At 51.8% G+C, this 25,933-nt stretch carries 16 protein-coding genes and 1 pseudogene; 4 read left to right on the top strand and 13 right to left on the bottom strand.

Annotated features, from left to right (window positions below; all coding sequences use genetic code 11):
• Window positions 1-2: 2 nt before the first annotated feature.
• The 9 genes and pseudogenes from ACQ4N8_RS00455 to ACQ4N8_RS00415 form a co-directional block, all read right to left on the bottom strand.
• Window positions 3-1,730 carry a histidine kinase gene (locus ACQ4N8_RS00455; protein ID WP_430702340.1) on the bottom strand — a complete coding sequence of 576 codons (1,728 nt, stop codon included), beginning with the start codon at window positions 1,728-1,730 and terminating at the stop codon, window positions 3-5.
• Between the two features lie 159 nt (window positions 1,731-1,889).
• Complete coding sequence (locus ACQ4N8_RS00450) at window positions 1,890-3,221, bottom strand: ABC transporter substrate-binding protein (protein WP_430702339.1); 1,332 nt, start codon at window positions 3,219-3,221, stop codon at window positions 1,890-1,892.
• 346 nt (window positions 3,222-3,567) lie between these two features.
• Window positions 3,568-4,497 carry a carbohydrate ABC transporter permease gene (locus ACQ4N8_RS00445; RefSeq protein WP_430702338.1) on the bottom strand — a complete coding sequence of 310 codons (930 nt, stop codon included), beginning with the start codon at window positions 4,495-4,497 and terminating at the stop codon, window positions 3,568-3,570.
• 12 nt (window positions 4,498-4,509) lie between these two features.
• Window positions 4,510-5,454 (bottom strand): ABC transporter permease, encoded by a 945-nt coding sequence (locus ACQ4N8_RS00440; protein ID WP_430702337.1) that lies wholly within the window; start codon window positions 5,452-5,454, stop codon window positions 4,510-4,512.
• A gap of 221 nt (window positions 5,455-5,675) precedes the next feature.
• Window positions 5,676-6,038 (bottom strand): annotated as a pseudogene (locus tag ACQ4N8_RS00435) (MFS transporter); the annotation flags it as partial.
• A 547-nt stretch (window positions 6,039-6,585) separates the two neighbouring features.
• Complete coding sequence (locus ACQ4N8_RS00430; protein ID WP_430702336.1) at window positions 6,586-7,503, bottom strand: dihydrodipicolinate synthase family protein; 918 nt, start codon at window positions 7,501-7,503, stop codon at window positions 6,586-6,588.
• A 302-nt stretch (window positions 7,504-7,805) separates the two neighbouring features.
• Window positions 7,806-9,152, bottom strand: a complete 1,347-nt coding sequence (locus tag ACQ4N8_RS00425) for a GntP family permease (RefSeq protein ID WP_430702335.1) — start codon at window positions 9,150-9,152, stop codon at window positions 7,806-7,808.
• Window positions 9,153-9,200: 48 nt separating this feature from the next.
• Window positions 9,201-11,168: a YjhG/YagF family D-xylonate dehydratase gene (locus tag ACQ4N8_RS00420; RefSeq protein ID WP_430702334.1), complete on the bottom strand. Its 1,968-nt coding sequence runs from the start codon at window positions 11,166-11,168 to the stop codon at window positions 9,201-9,203.
• Window positions 11,169-11,189: 21 nt separating this feature from the next.
• Window positions 11,190-12,350: an iron-containing alcohol dehydrogenase gene (locus ACQ4N8_RS00415; RefSeq protein ID WP_430702333.1), complete on the bottom strand. Its 1,161-nt coding sequence runs from the start codon at window positions 12,348-12,350 to the stop codon at window positions 11,190-11,192.
• 394 nt (window positions 12,351-12,744) lie between these two features.
• Between ACQ4N8_RS00415 and ACQ4N8_RS00410 the strand changes: the two genes are divergently transcribed.
• Window positions 12,745-13,509 carry an IclR family transcriptional regulator gene (locus ACQ4N8_RS00410; RefSeq protein WP_430702332.1) on the top strand — a complete coding sequence of 255 codons (765 nt, stop codon included), beginning with the start codon at window positions 12,745-12,747 and terminating at the stop codon, window positions 13,507-13,509.
• A gap of 69 nt (window positions 13,510-13,578) precedes the next feature.
• On the opposite strand, the gene ahpF is transcribed toward ACQ4N8_RS00410, so the two are convergent.
• Window positions 13,579-15,108, bottom strand: coding sequence for an alkyl hydroperoxide reductase subunit F (ahpF, locus tag ACQ4N8_RS00405; protein WP_430702331.1), 1,530 nt, complete (start codon window positions 15,106-15,108; stop codon window positions 13,579-13,581).
• Window positions 15,109-15,119: 11 nt separating this feature from the next.
• A complete protein-coding gene (ahpC, locus tag ACQ4N8_RS00400) occupies window positions 15,120-15,683 on the bottom strand; it encodes an alkyl hydroperoxide reductase subunit C (RefSeq protein WP_430702330.1) in 564 nt (187 codons plus the stop codon).
• A 361-nt stretch (window positions 15,684-16,044) separates the two neighbouring features.
• Between ahpC and ACQ4N8_RS00395 the strand changes: the two genes are divergently transcribed.
• Complete coding sequence (locus tag ACQ4N8_RS00395; protein WP_430702329.1) at window positions 16,045-20,460, top strand: endo-1,4-beta-xylanase; 4,416 nt, start codon at window positions 16,045-16,047, stop codon at window positions 20,458-20,460.
• 209 nt (window positions 20,461-20,669) lie between these two features.
• Window positions 20,670-21,062 carry a large conductance mechanosensitive channel protein MscL gene (gene mscL, locus ACQ4N8_RS00390; protein ID WP_430702328.1) on the top strand — a complete coding sequence of 131 codons (393 nt, stop codon included), beginning with the start codon at window positions 20,670-20,672 and terminating at the stop codon, window positions 21,060-21,062.
• Window positions 21,063-21,123: 61 nt separating this feature from the next.
• Here the strand turns inward: mscL and ACQ4N8_RS00385 are convergent, their stop codons facing one another.
• Complete coding sequence (locus tag ACQ4N8_RS00385; RefSeq protein WP_430702327.1) at window positions 21,124-23,391, bottom strand: GH92 family glycosyl hydrolase; 2,268 nt, start codon at window positions 23,389-23,391, stop codon at window positions 21,124-21,126.
• A 160-nt stretch (window positions 23,392-23,551) separates the two neighbouring features.
• A complete protein-coding gene (locus tag ACQ4N8_RS00380; protein ID WP_430702326.1) occupies window positions 23,552-24,574 on the bottom strand; it encodes an SGNH/GDSL hydrolase family protein in 1,023 nt (340 codons plus the stop codon).
• 268 nt (window positions 24,575-24,842) lie between these two features.
• On the opposite strand from ACQ4N8_RS00380, the gene ACQ4N8_RS00375 reads away from it, so the two are divergent.
• On the top strand, window positions 24,843-25,904 hold the full coding sequence (locus ACQ4N8_RS00375; RefSeq protein WP_430702325.1) for a GntR family transcriptional regulator: 1,062 nt from the start codon (window positions 24,843-24,845) through the stop codon (window positions 25,902-25,904).
• Window positions 25,905-25,933: the final 29 nt, after the last annotated feature.

Genomic DNA, 25,933 nt, shown 5'->3' with positions numbered 1-25,933 from the left:
AATCACCCCTTTGCGATCATCACGGTAATCTTGACTCCTGCCTCCTCGTTATTTTCAATGTCCATGGAAAAGACCTCTCCATAGAAAAAATGCAGCCGGGTATAGACATTGTGCAAACCGATGCTCCGCACGGGAGCGTCATCCCGGCGGGAAAGCGTGCGTCTGACTTCTTCCAGGCGGTCCGCGGAGATCCATTTTCCGTTATCCACAAATTCCAGGACGAAACATTCGTCCGTTTCCCAACCGTTTACGACTAACAAATTAAATTCATGGCCCGGGTTGAAGCCATGGACGAAAAAGTTCTCCGCCAGAGGCTGCATCCAGAATTTGACCGTCGGTACAGGTAATAACGACCCATCCACATTGAGCTGATAATAAAACCGTCCCGGGTATTTCAGTTCCATGATTCTTAAATATTTTTGCAGCAACTCCAACTCGTCGCCGATGGAAATCCTATTTTCCTTTTTTACGATATCGCGATATAACGCCCCCAGGTTCGCGATGGCGTCGGCGGTGTCAACGTCCTGGTGAACCAGGGCCGTAGAGCGAATCGCTTCAAGCGTATTGTACAAAAAATGCGGATTGATTTGATGCTGAAGCGCCCTCATTTCCGTCTCCTGCTGCTTCAGCTTTAGCAAATACTCGGTGCGTATATGTTTATCGAGTTCATGCACCATATCGTCCAGTTCCCGGGCGATCATGCCGTATTCGTTCCTCCGGTAACGGGCGGGAGAATTCGAGGTGAAATCCGCGGTTTTCACGCGTTTGATGGAATGGATAATGCGTCTCAGAAATTTCGCGTCGTCTAGCAGATTGTAAACGATCAGCAGCAGTACGCTGATCATGGCCATCAATACAACGCTAAGCACGGCAATCAGGATTGGGGCTTTCTCCTGCATGAGCCGAGGCAAATCGACGAGCACGACAAACCGGTAATCAAACTTGGTAGAAGTAAAGTTCATGAAAAATGCGCTTCTCCATCCCCCCAAGGTCAGATACCCGCTGTTTTGTTTCGCTTCTATTGCTTTGAGAACCCCTTCTTCCGTCCCGCGGTCACGACCGGCAATCACGTACACGTCCCCGGAAGCGCTTACAGCTGCAGCCGTGCCCAGTTTGTAGCCTTGCACGCTCCTGAATAACGGATCGCTGCCGACCAGGAAACGGAACTCCCCGATCTGGCGGGAAATCTGATTCGGATCGGACAATTTTTTGCGGTAAACAAATCCCTTTTGGATCTGCTCGCGGAAAGCTTCGTCCGTGTCCGGGAGGCGAAACAAAAAGCTGGCGTTGCCGTAGCCGTCAAACCGCACCACATTGCCCTCCGACCCGGCATGCAGACTGATTTGGGTAATATCCCCCTGCGCCGAGCTGTATAGAAAGGCCTTCATATCTTCGGGAAGGGAGACGAGCGGTTCGTTATAATGGCTATTTTGCAGCCTGCTCGTGAGGTAGCCTTCCGCACTATTACCCAGAAAGCATTGCACGTCGGTCATCAAACGCGGATTGGAGTAAATCCGCTGCATATAGGCTTCGATCCGATCCGCATTATACTGCAGACGGGTTTCGATGCGGGCAAAGGCGCCGACAGCCTCGCTGCGGGCGTTCTCGATCCACTGATACAGCAGCACCGCACAGGTCATGATGCCAAGCGTCAAACCTATAGATACCACAAATACAGTATAGGCTATAAATTTTCTGCGATAGATTTTGATCTGCCAGAAGGAACTCATGCGGCGCCTCCTCTGCCATTTGTCCTGCGGCGCTGATTCCATCTAAAGTGTACCCGCAAAATGCCGAAAATGCTATGCTTTATCATCCAAACCGTCGACATATCAAAGGCCCGAACGGCAGAAACGCCTCCGTCCGGGCCCGCAAATCTAGCGTTATTTTTACTTAAAGAAAGCATTAATCTGCTCTTGCGCAGCCTCCATGATCGTGTCCATTCCCGCAGCTTTCAGCTCATCGATAATTTTAGGCACCATTTTCTCCGGATCGGATGCGCCCGTGAGCAATTCATAACGGTACTTATCCCATGTCGCTTTGACGTTCGCTACTTCTGTAGCCAGATCGGTCGTGTCGAGCGAGAATCCCAGCAAGGTTGAAGCGGACGCTTGTTCGTTCAGCTTCTGAACCTGAGCCCATTGATCCTCGGGAGCTCCCTTGGTCGTCGCCATGTTGAAGAAGGTACCTTGCGTATAAGCGGCCAGCGGCCAAGTATCCGAAATACGCTCAACGACCTTCTCGCCATCAATTTTCTGGAAGTCTGCGCCCTCTTCGCCAAAAGCCAGCATGTTGCGCAGTTTCGGATCGGTATTAACGAGCTCCAGATACTTCAAGGCTTCCTTCTTGTATTTGGAGTTCGCCGAGATCCCGTTCAGGGAACCTTGAATGGTAGCGGTCGTGTAGAGCGGACCAAAAATCTGCGTCATATCGTACTTCTCAACGCCCTCGTTGATCTGCCAGGTGACATCTGCGCCGGGGAACCCTTGAGCGCTGAAGAATGCGCGGCCTTTGTCCGCCTCCGGCTTGGTAGGTGCGTCCGGATTGATGATGCCGTCCTGGTACCATTGATGCAACAGCTTCAATTCATCCATGACATCCGGCTGCTCCAGAACAGAGACGACCTTGCGGGAGGCGTCATCCGCCTTTACGCCGATGGGAGGGAACCCGAGAGCGAGATCGTCATATCGATTAAAGAACCCGTTAAACCCGTCGCCTTGGGTGAGCGGCAAGGGATAGAAGCTCTTGCCTTCGCCCGCCTTCATATCATGGAAAGGCTTATCCAGATCCTTCAAAGTCTTGACGTTGTTCAGGTCAATGCCGTATTTCTCTACATACTTATGATCGAATACCCAATATTGAGTCAGAGACGAATCTTTATAAGTCGGCACGGAATAAATTTTGCCGCCGATTTGGGTACCATTCCATACCTTTTCGGGAATGAGCTTGTACAGTTCCGGCGTCTCGCTTTGCACGAGGTCGGTGATGTCGGCAAGCGCCCCCATCGAAACTTGCTGGTTATACTTGGAAACGGTGGTGAACAAAATATCGAACGGTTCGCCCGTATTTACGATCGTGTTGATTTTGGTATCCCATTCGCCCCAGCTTGCGACCTTCAGGTCGATCTTGACGCCGATTTTTTCAGCTGTGTACTCATTCATCGCTTCGATCGCTTTTTCATAGTTATTCGGAATTTGTCCGCCGATCGTCCACCATACCAAAGTTGGTACCTCGGCAGGTGCAGAAGATTCCGGAGCCGGAGCAGAAGATGAAGAATCGTTGGTCGACGGCGCATTGGAACTTGAATTCGAATTAGAACCGCAAGCTGCCAAAACGGATAGGAGAAGCGTCATAATACACAGGGTAGAGATGAGCTTCAAAGACCTTTTCATAGCGATTTCCTCCTTATTATGGTTAATGTTTATAAGAAAAACGTCTTTCGACGTACTTCCAAAGAAGACAGACCGCATTTAGAGGTAGTTTTTCTTGCGATATCAGGAGGCCGATGCTCTGAAGTTTATACTTTCTGATATCTTCATACACCGGGCATGCCCGGCTTATTTCGGATTAACCTTTGATTGCGCCCACGGTCAGACCAGAAATAAAATACCGCTGGAAGAACGGATAAGCAAAAGCCACGGGAAGCACGATGATGATGGCCACCGCCATGCGGGCAGACTCCTTAGGCATCGTCGCTACAAGCTCGGCGTAACTGATCCCCATCGTAGAGGCGTTCCTTGCCAGCGCATCCACATTGCTCATCAAGTTATTCAACAGCGCCTGCAAGGAATACAGGTCCTGGTTGTTGATGTACAGCATCGACTGGAACCAGTCATTCCAGTAACCAAAGCACAGAAATAATCCAATGGTGGCAATGACGGGCAACGATATCGGCAATACGATGGAGAAGAAAATGCGCAGCTGGCCCGCACCGTCGATCTCCGCCGATTCGATCAAACCGTCCGGAATCGTGCTTTTGAAGAATGTTTTACATATGATCACGTTAAACGAGGAGACCGCCAGCGGCAGAATGAGTGCCCAAACCGTGTCTTTCAGCCCCAGCAAATTCGCATTGATATAATAGCTGGAAACCAAACCGCCGTTGAACACCATCGGAATAAACACGATCCAGGTCAGCAGTCCCTTCAGTTTGTAATTCGGACGGGAGATGGCGTAACCCATCGAGGTCGTAAGCAAGATGCCCAGCGCGGTTCCGACGACGGTGACGAACGCCGATACGCCAAGCGCTCGCAGAATCATGGTTCCTTGCTTTGTGATATAACCGTAGGCATCTAACGAGAAAGCAGTCGGGAACAGGTGGTAGCCCGTTTGTCTGATGGTTTCCTCGCTTGAAAGCGAAATGGACAACACCACCAGCATCGGTACGATGCAAACCAAAGCAAGCATGAGAAAAATGAAATTGAATAGAACATTGACGCCTTTGCTCGGACGATTGAATCGATCCATGCCGCTCTCATATTCCGTTCTTGTTGCCATAAACGCCCCTCCTTAGATCATCGCACTGTCCGGATCTATTCTGCGAACGGTCCAGTTGGCAGCCAGGATCATCAGACAGCCGAGAACGGATTGCACGAAGGCGGCCGCGGAAGCCATTCCGACCGTTGCCGTTTTGAGCTGCTTGTATACCAGCACATCAATGGTTGTGGTCACGTTAAACAGGGAATTGGAATCCCGCGGCACCTGGAAGAATAATCCGAAGTCCGTGTAGAAGATGCGGCCTACCGCCAGAATAAACATCATGACGATGACCAGCTTCATCAAAGGCAGCGTAATAAACCGCGTCTGCTGCCAGAGGGAGGCGCCATCGATCACGGCCGCCTCGTAGTACGTCTTATCAATCCCGGTAATTGTCGCCAGGTAAACGACCATCCCGTAACCCAAGCCCTTCCAAACATTCATGAAGACCAACAAATAAGGCCAGTATTTAGGCTCCATGTACCAGTTCACAGGCTCACCGCCCATTCCCGCCAGCATTTGATTGATGATCCCCTTATCGAAGCTCAAGAATGCCCAGCCTACTGCCGAAACGACGACCCAGGACAGAAAGTAAGGCAAGAACATCATGGTTTGATAGGCCTTCCCGGCTCTGCGGTTATGGAGCATTCCGATCATGATCGCTAATGCAACAGGGATCACAATACCCAGGATGATAAAAATGATGTTATACCCCAGAGTGTTTCGAATAATGATCCATGCGTCATTCGATTTAAATAGAAATTCAAAGTTCTTGAAGCCGGCCCAGGGACTATTGAATACATTGCTCAGAAATCCACCGGTTATTTTAAAGTTCTTAAAGGCGATAATAATACCGAACATAGGTAAAAAACTGAAAAGAATGTACCACAGGGTAGTAGGCAAGGCCAACAACGTCAGCTCCGTGTCTTGCTTGCGCCAGCGCGTTCGTAAGCGCTTACCATTGCGGCTAGAGTTCATGTCTGTCACCTCTTCCGTTAGCGTATATTGCTGTAGATAACTTCATTTTATCGGCAATATAGCGCTTTCATCCAGACAACAAACATGAGACTGTAGTCAACAAACTTTAGGTTCACGCTAAAAAACAAAGAAATGGCGGTGGAAGGGAGTGATCCCTTCGCCGCCATTTCCTTAAGCTGATTTCCCGCCCGGTTCCACAGGTTCATGTATCTACGGGTTCGTCATACCTTTGCCATTGATTTATCGCTATTTGATCGGTCCAGGTGCCTTATGGCCGGAACAAGCAGGCACAACGCCGCAATGCCGGCAATCATCAGGCCCGATAGCAGGAACCACCGATTCACGCCGATTTGGTCGGCAAAAACCCCCGAAATCACCAAACCCAGCGGCATGGCCAGAGCCATCACGCTTCCATACAATCCGAACACTCGCCCCAAGTACTCCGGTTCGATTTTCTCCTGGAATAAAGAGATCTGCACCCCATTGTAGAACGGTCCGGAAAAGCCCATCATGGCGCAACAAATCAAGAAAGCGGCAAATCCGCCCGCCGGCAACACTCCCGCCAGGATTAACGCCAATCCCACTCGCACATGGTAACACGGCGTTTCAGGGGATGCCAATTCCAAATATTGACCCGGGATCCTGCTGCTTTTCGTTTGATGATGTAACCGTGCGTTGTCAGCGTATCCGGGAAACGAAGGCGAGTCTACTATGAAGCGGGCCGCGTTTAACCTAACCTAATCCAACAGCGCCTGCTCCAAAACGGCACGGTTCCAGCTCAGCGTTTCCCGCCCATCCGGGGCGAACCCTGTACCTTCGACATTGCGGGGCCGACGAGAAACCGGCCGCCTCCAGATGTCTTAAAAACGCGTGTACGCTCGGCGACCACGGCCCTGCCGGCCGTAAGACCAGATCGTTGGCTTGGCTAACCGATTTGCTCGCTGACAGTACTGTTTCTTCCTGTTCGTTGCTCAAGAGGATACCCCTTTCATCGCCTTCTATTGATATCCCCAAAGGTAACATATCCCCCGTTTAGCGGAAAGGGAATAAACGATTATAGTAGCTGGGCATAAAAAGAAGCGGCCTTCATGGCCGCTTTCAGTGACAAGGAGGGTCTTTCCTCCCGGTTAATTAACGAGGCAGAACGTTAGCAATCCATGCATCGATTTCTTCTAAAAGCGCTTGAATCGATTCCGTCTGTTTGGGATCCGGCTGGATCAACGGCTCGCTGCAATATCCCTGCAACGGAACGCCCCTGAGCATCATCGCTTTTTTCGTAATGGGGATAAACGGGGTGCCGATATCGTAAAGCCCCATCATTTTATCGACGATCTGCTGAATCGCGGCGACTTTGGGGAGGTCATTGGCATTGACGGCCTTTACCCACGCGGAAAAGACTTCCGGATATACGTTGGAAAGCCCTCCGATGCATCCGTTTCCTCCGCTAAGCACGTTATGGGCAAAGTTCTCATCGAATCCGGAGTAAATGATAAAGTCGGGGAACTCGTTCTGCACCGTTTGAATCAATTTCCGGGTATGCGCCATTTCCGTGACCGTATCTTTATAACCCTTAATATTTTTATGTTTTCTTAAAAGGCGAAGCGTGACTTCCGAAGACAAGTCATGGACCGTTCTGGCCGGGAAATTGTATAAATAAATATCGCCTTTCACGGCCTCCGCGACTTGATCGTAATAGGATTCGATGCTCTCCTCCGACAGCGCAAAATAATACGGGCTAACGATCATCACGCCATCCGCGCCGGCATCGATAGCGTAGTTGGACAGCTGGATCGTATCCTCGACCGTCATGCAGGCCGTCCCGATATACACCTTCGTCCGGTGATTCACATGGCCCACCGCAAGGTCGATCAATTCTTTCTTTTGGGCATCCGTCATGGCGAAAAACTCGCCGGTACTGCCCATAACAACTAAACCGTCTACTCCTCCGTCAATCAAAAAATCATAGATGCTGGCGTTCGCCTGTCGATCCAAACGGCCCTCCGCATCAAAGGCCGTGACCACCGGGGTTAAAAATTGCGCTTTTTTCATGGAATCTCTCTCCTTAAATAGACGGTCTATATTTTTTAAGATGCGTGTTCAAAAAGTCAGGTTTTAAAGCACCGCAGCTTTATTTGCCTATTTCCCGACTATTTCCCGCTGTAACGGACTCCAGAGACCTTATTGGGCTCTCATGGCAGAGATTTAGCCGCTTGTGACCGAAATAAGGTCTCCTCGGTCCGTTAGAATCGTAAACTGCCCCAAAGTGGGCCAAATAGCGTCTCTGGTGTCCGTTAGCTTGCTGGGGGCCGTGCCTAAGCTTCGTGATCAAAAGATGACTTTTTGAACTTCCTTTAAACGACTAGGCTTAATAATAGAATCGATCCTAACCCTACCACGGAGACGATCGTCGAAAGAACCGTCCACGTTCCGAAGGTTTCTTTCATGCTTAATCCGAAATATTCTTTGATCATCCAGAAACCGGCATCGTTCACATGGGAGCAGATCGAGCTGCCCGCGCCGGTCGCAAGCACGACAAGGGCCAGGTTAACATCATATTGGCCAAGCAATGGCAAGACCAATCCGGCCGTCGATAACGCCGCCACCGTCGCGGATCCTAAGGAAACGCGCAGGATTGCGGCTACGATCCAGGCCAACAAAATAGGGGACATGTTCGAGCCCTGGAACAGTTCGGCTACATAACTGCCGACGCCGCCGTCAATCAGCACTTGCTTGAAGGCACCGCCGCCGCCGATGATCAACAGCATCATCCCAATATGGCTAATCGAAACGGCACAGGAATTCATCACGTTTTTGATCGGAATTTTCCGGGCAATACCCATGGTATAAATCGCCAATACTAGAGATATTAACATGGAGGTCGAAGCATTCCCTATGAGATTTACGACGGAGAAAAAGGCGTTATCTTCTGCCCCGGATGAAGTTTGCACCATCTTAATAATGGTGGCAACGGACATCAAAATCACGGGAAACATCGAAGTCAGGACGCTTATGCCAAAACCCGGCGTTTCTTCGAGTTTGAACGCTTTTTGCTCTCCCAGGGAATCGATATTGCCTGTCTTGTTAAAAGCGCCGGGAACGATTTTTTTCGCCAATCTCGTATAGACCGGACCTGCCAAAATGACCGCCGGAATGGCCACGATAATGCCGTAGAGCAGAACCGTTCCGATATCGGCGCCGTATTCGCCGGCTATCGCCGTCGGCCCCGGATGGGGAGGCAAAAATCCGTGCGTTGCCAATAAAGCGGCTGCCATGGGAATGCCCAAATACACGATAGAGACTTTTAATTGTTTCGCGATCGTAAACACGATAGGAATAAGAAGGACCAAGCCGACTTCAAAAAACAGGGCGATCCCCACAATAAACGAAGCCACGACGACCGCCCATTGGATTCTTTGCTCGCCGAACTTGTCGATCAAGGTCATGGCAATCCGATGCGCGCCTCCGGCATCGGCAATCAGTTTGCCGAGCATCGCGCCAAGTCCGAAAATCAAGGCAATATGGCCCAGCGTTCCGCCTAATCCGCCTTCAATGGAGGAGACGATTTTGTCCAGGGGCATGCCCAGGGCTAACGCGACTCCGAAGGATACGATGATTAAGGAGACAAACGTGTTTAATTTCAGGCCGGTAATTAGTACGAGTAACAAGATAATTCCAAGTGCGACAATAAATAATGGCATAATATTTCAACCCTCCGATGGCTTAGAGCGACGAATGTCCTCTTCTTATTATTGCGTCAATGCCTTCATGCCGGCATTCAGCACTTCAAGGATGCGGTCGACGTCATACACGCTTCCCCGCCAAGTCCCTCCGCTTACGTATTGCAGCGCGGCCCATAAGCGCGTATCGTCCGGCAAACCGGGCTCTGGCTTCAGGTCCGGGTGCGCTTCGCGCGCTTCCAATACTTTCGTCGCTTCAGTCATGGACAATGGATGGTCTTTCGTTCCGATGAAGTTGACGGACCCTGCTAAACGATTGCGGTCAACAATGATCTCAATGACATCGCCGTCGCGCAATTTGCCGATGGGCCCCCCGGCCAAAGCTTCCGGTCCGACATGCCCGATGCAGGCTCCGGTCGATACGCCCGAAAAACGGGCGTCCGTAATCAAGGAAACGTGCTTGCCATAGGATAAGTGCTTCAAGGCGGACGTTAATTGATACGTTTCTTCCATGCCCGTTCCGAGCGGTCCTCCGCCCATGACGACCATAATATCTCCGGCTTCGATGCCGCCGGTTTTGATCGCTTTGATCGCCGCTTTCTCCGACGTAAAGACTTTCGCAGCCCCGGTATGGCGATAAAAGCCGTCTTCACTCACCACCGACGGATCAATGGAGGTGGATTTGATAACCGATCCTTCCGGCGCGATGTTCCCTTTCGGGAACGTCACCGTTGAAGTGAGGCCCCGTTCTTTGGCTTGCGCCGGGCTCATGATCACCTCGTCCGGATGAACGCCGTCCAGCTCCGCCAATAGCCGTCTGAACTCGGCGCGCCGTTCCGAATGCTCCCACCAATCCAGATTGGCTCCCAGCGTTTGCCCCGTCACGGTCAGCACATCTTCATGCAGCAGGCCCAATTTTCTCAAATGAAGCATCACTTCCGGGACTCCCCCAGCCAAAAAGGCACGAACCGTCGGATGGTTTACCGGTCCGTTCGGCAGCACGCTGACTAGACGAGGGACCTGTTTGTTGATTCTTTCCCAGTCGTCAACGGTAGGTACTTTGCAGCCGGCCGCATGGGCCACGGCGGGAATATGCAGCAGCAAGTTGGTGGATCCGCCGAAGGCGGCATGCACGAACATCGCATTTTCGATCGCTTTGTCCGTAATAATATCCTTCGTCGTTATCCCTTTCTTCTCCAGCTCCAACACGGCACGCGCCGACTGTTTGGCGATTTCTTCCCAAACCGGCTGTCCGGAGGGCGCCAAAGCCGAGTGCGGCAACGCCAATCCCAATGCTTCCACCACCACTTGCGAGGTGCCGGCCGTCCCCAAGAACTGGCACCCTCCCCCGGCGGAGGCACAAGCTGCACAACCCAGTCTGGCCGCATCCTCCAAGGATAGCTCGTTATTGGCAAATCTGGCGCCGATCGTTTGCACCTTGCCCGCATCTTCCCCTTCGGTGGCGGGAAGCGTGGAACCGCCGGGAACGAGGACGGTTGCTAAATCATGCATCGAGGCGAGCGCCATCATCGTGGCCGGCAGGCCTTTGTCGCAAGTAGCCACGCCGATCACGGCACGTCCCGACGGAATGGAGCGGATTAAGCGCCGCATCACGATGGCCGCATCGTTTCGGTAGGGAAGCGAGTCGAACATGCCGGACGTCCCTTGGGAGCGGCCGTCGCAGGGATCGCTGACATAGGACGCATAAGGAACGCCGCCCCATTTGGCGACTTCTTCGGCGGCGGCTCTCATTTGCAGACCCAGCTCATAGTTGCCGGTGTGGTAGCCCAGGGCTACCGGCGTCCCGTCCGGGTCGCGCATGCCGGCCAATGTGCCTAGAATCAGCACTTCTTTTCCAAGGAGCTTGGACGGTTCCCAGCCCATACCGGCATTCAGCGTCATGCCGAAAATATCGCCGCTCGGCCGTTCTCTCAGCATCTCCGGAGTCAATGGAAGCAAACCTTGCGGTCCGGCCGCATGCGTCTGAATGTCGTAGATCGTTTTGTTTTCTTCGCCAAAAATCGAGTTGATTGACATCGTAACCCCTCCCAGATTTCGTTAATCCTCATACGCCTTCATGTATATAGCAACAAGGTCTTCCTTCGTAACCGGTTTTGGATTTGCCCCCGTGCAAGCATCCTTCAACGCCTGTGCGGCTAATTTCTCTACGTCTTCAACGCGGAACGCGGATTCGCGAAGCGGCGGAATGCCGACGGCCTTGGAGATGCGCCGGACTTCATCAATGGCCATGCGGGCCGCTTCCTCAACCGATCCGGCAGCCGATGTATCCACGCCTAACGCTCTGGCAATCTCGGCGAATTTCTGCGGACAAGCATCCATATTAAACTCCATGACGTACGGGAGCAGCATGGCATTGGCTACTCCGTGCGGGAGATCGTATTCTCCGCCCAATTGATGCGCCATGCTATGAACGATGCCCAGTCCGGCATTGGAATAGCAAAGGCCGGCGATGAAGGAACCCCAGCCCATGCCGGAGCGGGCTTCTATATCCGTGCCGTTCTCCACGGCCTTCTCAATGTATCTTCCAATGAGCTCAATGGATTTATGGGCAATGGCGTCGGACAACTCGAAAGCTCCTTTTGCGGTATACCCCTCAATCGCATGGGTAAGCGCATCTAATCCTGTGGCGGCGGTTAACCCTTTGGGCTTCTTCATCATTAACTCGGGATCGTTGACGGCGATGACCGGCAGCGCGTTGGGATCTACCATGATCATTTTCAATTTCCGGGCTTCGTCCGTAATCACGTAATTGATCGTGACTTCGGCCGCCGTACCGGCCGTCGTGCTGATCGCCACGATCGGAACCGACTTGTTCTTCGACTTGCCGACGCCTTCGTAATCGGCAATATGGCCGCCATTGGTCGCCAGAATGCCGATGGCCGAACCGGTGTCCTGCGGGGACCCGCCGCCGACCGTGATAATGAAGTCGCAGCCTTCTTTCTGAAAAACGGCCAATCCATCATGGACGTTGGCCGTCGTCGGATTGGGCTTCACTTCGTCAAAGATGCTGTAATGAATGCCGCCTTGATCCAGAGCGTCGGCAATTTGCTTGACCACGCCGTTCTCATTCAAGACTTTGTCCGTGACAAGCAAGGCTTTCTTTAAATTCAGTTTCGTGACTTCCTCCCCGACAAACTTCACGCTTCCCGGACCGACAAGATTGATCGCCGGCCAATAAATTTTCCTCGGTGTTAACAACATCATCTCTCCTCATCGTTTGAATTTGTATATGTGATAACATTCACATAATCACCAAAGACGTCTTGCCACTTTTGCATTTCTTATCCTTTTACCGGTTCGACCTATCACCTCGGTATATTAAAACACGGTTTGCCACCTTTAGGCGATGCGTTCTCTTGTAGGTGCTCTGGAGGCAATGTGTTTTATATTATAAAACCACGTTTTACTATTTAGTTATTCGATGGTTTGATTATAGCACAGCCGATTTCCTGCAAACGGATACATTGTGTCTATTACGTTACAAAGCTAAGCTATTTTTAACAGGAAAAATTACCCTTTTTATGCTTCCTAGCCGGGATTTATTTGATATAATAAGTTATAGTTTTACAATATAGAACAAGAGGTGTCGCACATGCCAATGATCCAATCGGTGGAACGGGCTCTAAAGATATTGGATTTATTTGACGAATATACAACGGAACTCAAAATCACCGAAATTAGCGAACGAATGGGGCTGCATAAAAGTACGGTGCATTCCCTGCTGAAAACGCTGCAAGAATATGCCTACATCGCTCAAAATCCGGAGGACGGCAAATATAGATTGGGGTTAAAGCTGGCGGAACGGGGAAACTTCGTCATCAGCAATATCGATATCCGTAAGGCTGCGCGGAAATATCTTCTGGATTTGTCCGCCAAAACGGGGCAAACGGTCCACTTGGGGATTCTGGACGGACGGGAGGGGGTTTACATCGATAAAGTGGAAGGAGAACAATCGATTATCCGTTATTCGCGAATCGGCCGAAGACTTCCCCTTCACTCTACCGCCATCGGCAAAGTCCTGTTGGCTTATCAAGAACCGCAAGAAATCAGTCGTCTGTTGCAGGACTATCACTACCAGCCGCAAACCGCCAGCACCATTACCAACGAAGCCGTATTTCGCAAGGAAATCGAAAACATACGGCAGCAGGGTTATGCCATCGACAATCAGGAAAATGAGCAAGGCGTTCAATGCGCGGCGGTGCCGATCTTCAAAGGCAAGGAAAAGGTGCTTGCGGCGATCAGTATTTCTACCTTAGTCTCACGAATCAGCGACCAGGAACTGGCCATATTCATCGACATCCTCAAAACCTCCTGCCAAGAACTGTCGGAACAAATGAGATATGGGTATGAATCTTAATTAGGAACCGTACTGATCATTTTCGCATGCAAAAAGCCCGCTCACCGAGCGGGCTACTTTCTCGTCCATTTATTGATTTCGAATCATGTAATCGAATGCGCCTAACGCTGCCGTAGCGCCGGATCCCATCGAAATGATGATTTGTTTGTACGGCGAGTTCGTGCAGTCCCCGGCGGCAAACACGCCGGGAATGGTCGTTGCGCCGCGGTTGTCTACGATGATTTCGCCCATGCGGGTACGTTCCAGCGCGCCCTCCAGCCAGTCCGTATTCGGAACGAGGCCGATTTGCACGAAGACGCCTTCCAATTCGATATGCTTCTCTTGGCCGCTTTCCCGCTCGACGTAGGCAATCCCGTTCACTTTGTTCGTTCCCGTGATTTCCTTCACTTGAGCGTTCTTGAGAACGGTCGTATTCGGCAAACTGTTCAGACGTTCCTGCAAGACGGCGTCGGCTTTCAGCTCCGGCATAAACTCCAGCACCGTGACATGCGAAGCAACGCCGGCGAGATCGATCGCGGCCTCAATGCCGGAATTCCCGCCGCCAACTACCGCAACAGGCTTGCCTGCGAATAAAGGGCCGTCGCAGTGCGGACAGTAAGCCACGCCTTTGTTCTTGAATTCCGCTTCGCCGGGTACGCCGAGATTCCGCCACCGGGCTCCCGTGGAAACGATGACGGTTCTGCTCTTCAGTACCGCGCCGTTCTCCAACTCCACTTCGACAAGCTCCTTCTTCTGAAGGCCTTTCGCGCGTTGCCCCTTCATGATGTCGATGCCGTATTCCTTCGCGTGCTCTTCCAGGCTCGCCGCGAGTTTAGGCCCTTCCGTGTGCTTCACGCTGATGAAGTTCTCGATGCCCAGGGTATCGTTCACCTGTCCGCCAAAGCGTTCGGCTACGACCCCCGTGCGGATCCCTTTGCGCGCCGCATAAATCGCCGCGCTCGCTCCGGCCGGCCCGCCTCCGACGACCAGTACGTCGTAAGGCTCCTTGCCATCGAACTCGGAAGCATCCGAAGTACCCAATTTGCCCAGGATATCCTCGATGGCCATCCGCCCGTTTCCGAACAGTTCCCCGTTCAGGAATACGGTCGGCACCGCCATGATCTCCTTGCTTTCGACTTCATCCTTGTAAGCCGCGCCGTCGATCATCGTATGGGAGATGCCGGGATTCAGCACGCTCATCATGTTCAGCGCCTGCACTACGTCGGGGCAGTTGTGGCAGGACAGGCTGACATAGGTCTCAAAGCGGTATTCGCCTTGAATGCCCTTGATTTGATCGATGACGTTTTGCTCCACCTTAGGAGGTCTGCCGCTGACTTGCAGCAAGGCCAATACCAAAGAAGTAAACTCATGCCCCAGCGGGACACCGGCAAAAGTGACGCCGGCGTCTTCCCCGATCCGATTGACGCTAAAGCTTGGGGTTCGAGGCAATGTCGTTTGCTCCACCGTGATTTTGTCGGACATGCCGGACAGCTCATTCACCAAATCCAGCATTTCGCCCGAAACCGAATCGGTTCCGGCACTGACCTTCAACAGCACATTCCCTTCCATAAGCTGAAGATATTGCTCCAACTGTTGTCTGATGTCCGTGTCCAGTTTCATCTTGTCTCTCCTTAGATCTTGCCCACGAGGTCAAGGCTTGGCTTCAAAGTTTCGGAGCCTTCCTTCCATTTTGCCGGGCATACTTCGCCTGGATGGTTGTGAACATATTGGGCAGCCTTGATTTTATCGATCAATGTGCTTGCATCGCGTCCGATCCCGCCGGCCGTAATTTCAATGGCTTGAATGACGCCGTTTGGATCAATGATGAAGGTTCCGCGGTCTGCCACGCCTTCTTCTTCGATCAGTACGTCGAAGTTGCGGGAAATCGTGTGCGACGGGTCCCCGATCATAATGTAAGTGACTTTGCCGATCGCTTCGGAGCTGTCATGCCATGCTTTATGCACGAAGTGGGAATCGGTCGATACCGAGTAAACTTCGACGCCAAGATCTTTCAACGTAGCATATTGATCCTGCAAGTCCTCCAGCTCGGTAGGGCAAACGAAAGTAAAGTCCGCCGGGTAGAAGCAAACGACGCTCCATTTTCCTTTGAAGTCAGCCTCGGATACCTCGATGAATTTGCCGTTGTGATAGGCGGATGCTTTAAACGGCAGTACTTCTTTTCCAATCAATGACATAATTTAATCTCTCCTCTTGGGCTATTTGAATTTCAACAAAACCGTATAGCAGTCAAACATATAGGGTGCTCAATACCTTAGCTTGCTATGCGATTTATTTATAATAATTATTATATGTTAATGATTCTCATTGTCAATGAACTTCATAAACTCTTCATCATTGAACCTGAATTCACAAAGAACCCCCTTGAACCGTCCAACCCGCTCAAATGATATAAAAAAAGCACGAAATCTTCTTTAATTTTGAGTAAGTCGGCCTCCGCCCCCAGGTGTTATGATTTGGGGCAGGAAAGGAGGTTCGCTTCAGCGAAATGTAAGCGCTTAACCGATTTGACCAAATGATCGAGGGGAAGTGATTTATTTGGGTAAAACGATCAAACAAGCGATCTCGCTTATGATCGTAATCGCCTTGTTTATTCCGCTAGGATGGCCCGCATCGGTTACGAAAGCCGAAACATCAACCACGGAAGACACGGTAACGATTTATCACGAAGACTTTATGGACGGAGTAGGAAAAGCGGTACAATCGGGCAGCGCCTCCCTGACGCAGGTCGCCGGCAAGGTATTTGACGGCAACGACGACGGAACCGCGCTATATGTTAGCGACCGATCAAACGACTATGATGCGGCAGATTTTTATTTCACCGACATCGGACTGGAAAACGGCAAAACGTATACCATCACCGTCCAAGGTTATGTCGATGCAGGCGTAACCGTCGATGCCGGGGCCCAATCCTTCCTCCAAACGGCGGATAAAGCCTACGGTTGGTTGGCAGGCGCTGATTTTAAAGCAGGAGAAGCCTTCACCTTAACTAATGAGTTTACCCTGGATACCAGCAATGGCGACACGCGCTTACGCATTCAATCCAATGGAACAGGGAAAGCCGTCCCCTTCTATATCGGAGATATCCTCATTACGGCCAAAAATACCACGCCGACTACGGACAAAGAGGTTTATTACGAAACCTTTGCGAACGGCGCAGGAAAAGCTACGCAATCGGGCGGTGCTACCCTGGTGCCGGTCACCGGCAAGGTTTTTGCCGGTAATGATGACGGCGCAGCGTTGTACGTAAGCGGCCGAACGAACAACTGGGACGGGGCCGATTTCAAATTCGGCGACATCGGACTTGAGAACGGCAAAACCTATACGGTTACCGTGTCCGTCTACGTGGACGCCGATGTGAGTGTACCCAGCGGCGCGCAAGCTTATTTGCAACCCGTGGATAGTTACAGTTGGACGGCAGGCGCAGATTATCAAGCCGGAGGCGCGCTCACGCTGACGAAAGAGTTTACGGTGGATACGAGCAAAGATTCCGCTGTCCGCGTCCAATCGGGCGAATCGGGCAAAGCCGTCCCCTTCTACATCGGGGACATCCTGATCACCGAAAAAGCGGCCTCGGGCGGTGAAGAAGAACCTCCTAGAGACCCAGCGTTGCCTTTCACCACCATTACCTTTGAGGATCAAACGGCCGGTGGATTTACAGGCAGAGCAGGCACCGAAACGCTAACCGTCACCAATGAAGCGAACCATACCGCAGGCGGCTCCTATGCTCTGAAAGTAGAGGGCCGATCCAACACCTGGCATGGGCCGACACTCCACGTGGAGAAATACGTGGACAAAGGCGCCGAATACAAAATTTCCGCCTGGGTCAAGCTGATCGCCCCGACAAGCTCGCAAATCCAGTTGTCCACCCAAATCGGCGACGGGAGCAGCGCGAATTATGTAGCTCTTGCCCCCAAAACGGTCAACACGAGCGATGGCTGGGTCCAATTTGAAGGAACCTACCGTTACAATAGTGTGGGGAACGAATATTTAACCATCTATGTGGAAAGTTCAAATAACGCTGCAGCTTCCTTTTATATCGACGATATCGGCTTTGAAAGCACCGGCTCCGGACCGATCGCCATCCAAAAGGACCTGATTCCGGTCAAAACGGCCTATCAAAATGACTTCCTGATCGGCAACGCCATCACGGCGGAGGATCTGGAAGGCGTGCGGCTGGAGTTGCTTAACATGCACTACAATGTCGCCACAGCAGGCAACGCCATGAAGCCGGATGCCATGCAGCCTTCGAAGGGCAACTTTACGTTTGCGGCAGCGGATGCCATGGTTGACAAAGTGCTGGCCGAAGGGATGCAGATGCATGGCCACGTCCTGGTCTGGCACCAGCAGTCGCCGGCCTGGCTAAATACGACGCAGGATACAGAAGGCAACACGATCCCTTTGGGACGCGAAGAGGCTCTCGCTAATTTGCGGAACCATATCCAAACCGTCATGGAGCATTTCGGCGACAAGGTGATTTCCTGGGATGTCGTGAACGAAGCGATGAACGATAACCCGCAGAATCCGTCCGATTGGGAAAACGCGCTGCGTAAATCCCCTTGGTACAACGCCATCGGCCCGGACTACGTCGAGCAGGCGTTCTTGGCGGCAAGAGAAGTGCTGGATGCGCACCCCGAGTGGGACATCAAATTATATTACAACGATTATAACGAAGATAATCAGAATAAATCCGAGGCCATCTATAGCATGGTCAAAGAGATCAACGACCGATATGCCGAGACGCATCCCGGCAAGCTCCTCATCGACGGCGTCGGCATGCAGGCGCATTACAGCATCAACACCAATCCAGAGAACGTGAAGCTGTCCCTGGAGAAATTCATTTCCCTAGGCGTCGAGGTCAGCATCACCGAGCTGGATATTCAGGCAGGCAGCAACTATCAGCTTTCCGAGAAGCTGGCAAATGCCCAGGGCTATTTATACGCGCAACTGATGAGTATTTTCAAAGCTCATGCCCAGCAGATCAGCCGCGTTACTTTCTGGGGCCAGGATGACGGCACGAGCTGGAGGTCCGCCTCCAACCCGTTGTTGTTCGATAAGAACCTGCAGGCCAAGCCGGCTTATTACGGGGTGATCGATCCGGATAAATTCATGCGGGAGCATCAGCCCGATGAGTCCGCAGCCCAAAAGTCCACCGCCAAGTTTGCAACTCCGGTCATCGACGGTAACGTAGACGCCCTTTGGAGCGAAACGCCGGCGATGCCGATCAATCAATATCAGTTGGCTTGGCAAGGGGCTAGCGGAACGGCAAAAGCGCTATGGGACAATCAAAATCTGTACGTCCTGATCCAGGTTAGCGACGCGCAGCTCGATAAGGAAAGCGCAAACGTGTGGGAACAGGACTCCGTCGAGATCTTCCTGGACGAGAACAATGCCAAGACCTCGTTCTATCAAGACGATGACGGGCAGTACCGAATCAACTTCGATAACGAGACTTCGTTTAGTCCGACCGGCCTATCGGCCGGATTCGCATCGGCAACGAAGATATCGGGGACCAACTACACCGTCGAAGCGAAAATCCCGTTCAAATCGATTACGCCGGCCAACAACAAGAAAATAGGTTTCGATGCCCAGATCAATGACGCGAAGGACGGTGCCCGTCAAAGCGTGGCCGCCTGGAATGATACGACCGGCAACGGCTATCAGGACACCTCCGTATACGGCGTATTAACGCTTACTAGGGAATCAAGCGATCCGGTTGGCCACGAACCCGGAAGCGGTGGTAACAGTAGCGGCGGAAACGGCGCTAATCCTCAGCCGGGAAACGTTGAACCCGCGAACGGCATGATCAAGCCGGAAGTGAAGATCAATCATGGCGTGGCAACCGCAACCGTCTCCAGCGCCAACTTGATAAAAGCGCTTGAGCAAGCCGCTCCATCCGCAAACGGAAAGAAACAAATCGCAATCGAAGTGGCGAAGCAAGCGAATGCCAATGCGTACGAAGTCCAATTGCCGGCGCAAAGCTTAAAAGGCCAGGAGAACTTCGAGCTGGTGTTGAAGACGGAAACCGCTGCCTTGCAAATTCCAAGCAATATGCTGTCCAACTTGACGAAAACCGGCGAGCAAGTGTCCATTCGCATCGGCAAAGCTTCTACGGACAATTTGGATGCAGCCGCCCGCGAACGGATCGGAAACCGCCCGGTTATCGATCTGAACGTTGACGTCGATGGCCAAGTAACGGCCTGGAATAACCCGGATGCGCCGGTAACGGTAGCCGTCCCTTACACGCCGACAGCGGAAGAGCTCGGCCATCCGGATCACATCGTCGTATGGTACATCGATGGCCAAGGCAAGGCAACGTCTATTCCTAACGGACAATTCGATGCGGCAACCGGAACGGTCGTTTTTCAAACGACCCACTTCAGTACTTATGCGGTAGCGTACGTATCCAAGAATTTCATGGATTTGCCGAACGTCCCCTGGGCCAAACAAGCCATTAACGCCATGGCCGCTCGCGATGTCGTCCAAGGAACGGATGAGAACAACTACGCTCCCGTCACATCCATCAAACGAGCCGACTTCATCGCGTCTCTGGTAAGAGTCCTTGAATTGAAAGGCACGGGCAGCAGCAATGCAGGGATGTTCAGCGATATCCCTGACAACGCTTCCTATTATCATGAGCTGGCCGTTGCCAAGGACCTCGGGATCGTCAACGGGTACGGCGACGACACGTTCAAGCCGGACAGCTCGATGTCCCGCCAGGAGATGATGATGTTGACCGCGCGAGCATTAGTTGCAGCCGGCAAGCCAGCCGAAGGCAAAGACGATTTGAACGCTTATGCCGACGCGGCCAGCCTTGCCGAGTATGCCAAAGACAGCGCGGCCCTGTTGGTAAAACTCGGCATCATGAACGGTAAGAACGGCAAGCTTGCACCGCACGACCCGCTCACCCGCGCGGAAGCGGCGGTGATTTTGTACCGGATTTGGAATTTGTAATCGAGTTCCTATCAACAAAAGGCGATATGCATTCCCTTTTAAGGGCTGCATACCGCCCTTTTTTTATCCATCATCATGCGTCACAAGATAGGCTACAACGGGCATGTTAACGTCCTTATCGCTTGAAGCTTGCCAGTCTCTACTTTATAATCTTATAAAATGAAGGAAATATAGCATTCACTATAACCTTATACTAAGGAGATTTGTTTATGTGGAAAGAATTCAAAGCCTTTGCGCTGAAAGGCAATGTCCTCGATCTGGCGATAGGGGTCATTATCGGCGGCGCTTTCGGGAAAATCGTGACTTCGTTAGTCAATGATTTAATCACGCCTGTCATCGGTTTGCTTTTAGGCGGCGTCGACCTGAATGGACTACACTTCAAATACGGAGAGGCCGTTCTGAATTATGGCGCTTTCCTTCAGACGGTCCTGGATTTCTTCATTATCTCTTTGTCCATTTTCTTGTTCGTTAAAGGAATCAGCAAATTTAAACGGGAAGAAGCCAAGAAACCGGAAGCACCGCCGGCTCCTAGCAAAGAAGAGATCCTGCTGACGGAGATCAGGGATTTGTTGAAACAAAAACAAGATACCTATGGCGATTAACAAAGCAAAAAGCACCCTCTCGGGTGCTTTTGCGCTCCTAATGGGGCGAGGGGAGTCGGTCCTAATGCGAAGTCATCGAAGGCGGGGCATCCTCCGGGGAGCTTCCCCATGCTTTGTTGGGTCTCGGCCCCATCTCCAGCACAAGCCGTCCTCCGCTCATCAGTTCCTGATGGGTGAGCCAAGGCCGGTGATGCGGCTGCCCGTTCAAGACGGCGGATTGGATGTACTTGTTCGCCTTTGAGACATTACGCGCTTCAATGACAAACGTTTGGCCTTCCCCCACATGAAGCGTCGTCTTCTCGAATAGCGGGCTTCCGATATCATAGACGGGCCGCCCCGGGCACACCGGATAGAAGCCCATCGCGCTGAATACGTACCAGGACGACAGCGAACCGATGTCATCGTCTCCGCACAGGCCGGCCGGTCCGGCGTTATACATCAGGCATTGGATATCGCGTATGCGACGCTGCGTTTTCCAGGGAGCTCCTGCATAATTGTATAAGTACGGGATATGAAAGCTAGGTTCGTTGCCATGGGCATACATGCCGATCAGCCCCGACATATCGGGAAATTGACCGAGAAACCACGGTTTCTCCATCGTGTACTGCTCCGTAAACAACGCGTCTAGCTTTTGAACGAACGCCTCTCTCCCGCCCATAAGCCGGATTAATCCCTCAACGTCGTGCTGCACATGGAAGGTATAGATCCAGCTGTTCACTTCGGCAAAATAACCCTCCCCGGCAAATCCGCCGGACAGTTTCGGGTCAAACGGTTCTACCCATTCCCCTTCCGCCGTCTTGGGAGCCATCAGCCCGAGGTCCTGGCGAAACAGATGGCGGTAGTTGCCCGCGCGCCGAAGATATTCCTCGGCTTCCTCGTTCCGTCCCAGCTTACGGGCCACTTGGGCGACGCACCAATCGTCATAAGCTCTCTCCAACGTAACGGATACCGATTGCCGGCGGTGCCAGGGATCGACCTCAGGCACCCATTCATCAACGCCGACATCGGGGACCCAGGTAATCTGATTAGGCATCTTCTCCATGACGAGGTCCCAGAGCTTCTTCCTCCACTCGTCCGGATCCGCAACCTTCGCGTCCTCCCTTACCGGGAGTGCCGGAAACCAGCCTTGTTCGCGGTAAACCCGGTCCAATTCCGTAGCCGGCACCGTCCGCCAGGGAATCAGGGACATTTCCGTCGCATCCTTGAGCATCCCTTCATAGGCCTTCTCAACATCGATATTATCCAGCCCCTTCGCGTAGGCATCGGCAATGAGCGAAGCTGCATGATGGCCGATCATCACCGCATGATCCCCCCCTGGATGAGGAAATTTCGGCAGCAACCCGCCTTGTTCGTACATTCTTACCAACGAGAACACCATATCTTCAAACACGCGCGGCTCGATAATGCTTTGCAAGGGGCGGGCGCAACGATAGGTATCCCAAAGCTGGTCGTGCGTGTAAAAATCCCGCCCCTCCGCCGTGTGGACACTGCCGTCGAAGCCGCTGTAATATTGGCCGTCTTCCGTAATATTCCGCATCCGTTGCAGCGTACGGTACATCGCCGTATAGAAAATCGTCCGTTCTTCCTCCGTCCCGCCATCCACCTCGATCGCGGATAGCGCGCGGTTCCAAGCGTCGCGGGCCCGGGAAACGGCAGCTTCGAAGTCCCAGTCCGGCAACTCTTGCCGTCGGTTGGAACGGGCCTGCTCCAGACTGATGTAGGAGATACCTACCTTCAACTCTATCGTTTCTTCCCCCTGCCCCGGCCCGTAGGCCAAGTAGATTCTGCCACTGTTTTCGATCAAGCCAAATGACGACGCAGCCTCTCTCATTTCCAAGCTGAAATAACAAACATGCCCTTTGTCGGCGCGCGCCCCTTCGATCACGCGGCCATCGTTCTTGTGAAATTGCGTAGGATCGCCGCCATCGATGATGACATGGCCCGGCCCGGCGGCGTGAAAACGAAAATAAGCGCTGCGATGCGCCGCCGTCATTTCCGCATCGATGTTATGATCCTCCAGGAAGACGCGATACTTATATGGCCGGGTCTCCTCCAAATCATGATCAAATGTGGAGGCATGCGCTTCCTGCCGATCCGACCAAGGACCGCCGGAAACCATCACCGATGCTGGCCCGAAGGAAAATCCGAATATTTTGTCCGCCAAATACTTGTCTCCGATGCCCGGCGTGGTGACGGGATCGATCTCCATCATCCCATGAGGAAGCTGGACGGTTGGAGACGTGGACCACGTTTTGTAGGACAACGTCCCGATATTGGTATTGACGTATGAAGCCCAATCCCGATCAACACAAGCGGTTGTTTTCTTCAAATTTATCCCTCCTATATAACATATATAATATATTCATTATAACATATAATATGCCAATTGTAATACGCCTTACGGTCCCTCTATTGTCAATCATCCTAATTTAATCGAAAAAGCAGTGCTCATGCCTTCTATGCATAAGCACTGCTTCTTTAAGAATGATTCAGAACACGCATTCCGTGGCGATCAACGGACGCTTAAGCAATCCCCATCCGGTCTTGGCGGATATGAAAGAGGCCAGCTCCCAGCCCATTCGGTAATGCGTTTGATAGCCGGGATGATACCGGCCGCCCCATCCTTCCACCTCCGGATGAATCAACCCTAGATCCACCACAAAAACCTTCCCGTTTCCGCTTTGATTGAAATAGGACACCACCTTATTCACACTGGCAAGATAGTTGTTATTCATGGTACCGACGCAGCAAAAGACATAGGGGTCATCATATTTTTCCAGGATAGCCTGGATGAATCCGATATAAGCCGCAATATATTCCTCATCATCAATCGGCGTCGAATAATCGTTCTGGCCCAAATTAATGACAATGCCATCAGGAGTATAACGGGAAAAGTCCCATGGCGCCGTTCCTTTGCCGAGCGTCCCGTAAAAATGGTCCGGCAAGCCTTGCCGGTTCCCTATCGCATCCTGCCAAACGCCAATTCCGCAAATGGCCATCGTGTGATATTCCGCGTTCAGCATTCTGGCGCTGATCCCGACATAGGACATGTATCCGTCGTCCAGATGCGTAGCTTCAGCGAGCTCATGCGGATGGCCGATCCCTGCCCCATCCGTGATGGAATCCCCGAAGTACTCAAGCCGGACAGGCTTTGCCGCGGGCGGGGCAAGGAAGCTCCCGCCGTCAGGCAGAGAAAAATGACGAAAGGCAATACTTCCGGTCAGAATCCCCGTACGCTTGTGGATCTCTAAAGTGTGTTCCCCATCCGGCAGCCCCTGTTCGATTACGTAGTCATGAACCCCCTTCTTCAGATTGATCCAATTCCGGGCGACACCGTCCAATACGATTTCAACGTAATCCTGGCCGTCGGAATCCTCAGCCGTCATCGAGATGGCCGTACCTCGGAAGGCAACAATAACGGCGCTGTTTACCCATCCGCATTTCGGATTCTCTTTCTCGGTTAAGTCAAATCTCCCCATCAGCCTGGCATGTTTGGTAAAGCTAAACTCCAAAGAAAGTCCTCCCTTCAGCTTCTGCATTGAATCCACGCATTCCACTCACATTAAATAAAGTATACTTTATTTAATCAATAAATCTATATTTATATTATCAATTAATATTTATTTAGTCAATTATTAAGCAACTGTTTCGATATGCGTATACACACCGTGCGATTTTAGTGTTATGGGATTGATTTTGATATATTAATAAAGTATACTTTTATAGTATCATTTAAAGTCCCGGATATCATCACCAGACCGTAAAAGGAGGAGAATCCTTGTGAACGAGCCGAAGTACGAGACGGTAAAACAAGCGCTGCTGCATCAAATTCAAGCCGGCAAGCTTCGACCCGGCGATAAATTGCCGAATGAAGAAGAGCTTATGAAACAATTTCAAGTAAGCGGAATAACGATTCGAAAAGCGCTGACGGAACTGGCTAACGAGGGCGTTATCACGAGAATCCAGCGAAAGGGCTCTTTCGTAAACGGAACACAAGCCGCGGACAATTCGAGTCGCTTGATCGCATTCATTTTATCGGCTGAGGACAATTATGATGTCTCTTATATGAAGATCATCAAAGGCGCGCAACAAGCGGCCGCCGAATTCAATTACTCCTTAATCGTGGAATGGAGCAACGAAAATTTGGCCGTGGAGCAAGCATCCATTCAGAAAATGCTGGACCGGAAAGTCGACGGCTTCTTGATTTATCCGTTCGATCCGATCCAAAGCAAGGATAACTACCTGTTAATTGAACAAAGCAACATCCCCTATCTATTGGTAGACCGGTACAATGTCGATCATCCCAGCTATTTTTCCGGATGCAACAATTACGACGGGGCGATCCTGGCCACCCGGGAGTTGATCCGTCTGAAGCACACCAAAATAAAATTCGCAAGCTATCACTTCTTTCTCCATTCCGAGCAGGAGCGGTTCGCCGGCTATTGCAGCGCCATGCGTCAGGCAGGATTTCCGGTAACCGACGATCATTTGTTGACCCGCATGGATTACGACGCACTGGCCGGCAGTATTTTGGAGCGGGAGGTTACCGCTTTGTTTTGCTGCAATGACAAGCTTGCCATTGAAATGATCGAGCAACTGACCGACCGCGGCGTTAGAATCCCGCAGGATGTTTCCATTATGGGATTCGACGATTGGGACCATTCCAACAACCTGTCGCTCGGATTGTCTACCGTCCGCCAAGACTTCGAGGAAATCGGCAGAAACGCTGCGAATTTACTGAACCAGGTTATTCAAGGCAACACTCACGGAGGCAACACGAAAATATTGTCGGGCGTTTCTTTGGTGATCCGGGAGTCTACCTGCGAGAACCCTTATGCATAACTTTTAACTCTCAATAGTCAATGAAAGGA

Source organism: Paenibacillus macerans (genome assembly GCF_050565405.1).
In the GTDB taxonomy this organism is placed as follows: domain Bacteria; phylum Bacillota; class Bacilli; order Paenibacillales; family Paenibacillaceae; genus Fontibacillus; species Fontibacillus macerans_B.
This window is presented reverse-complemented; position numbering and strand designations above follow the sequence as displayed.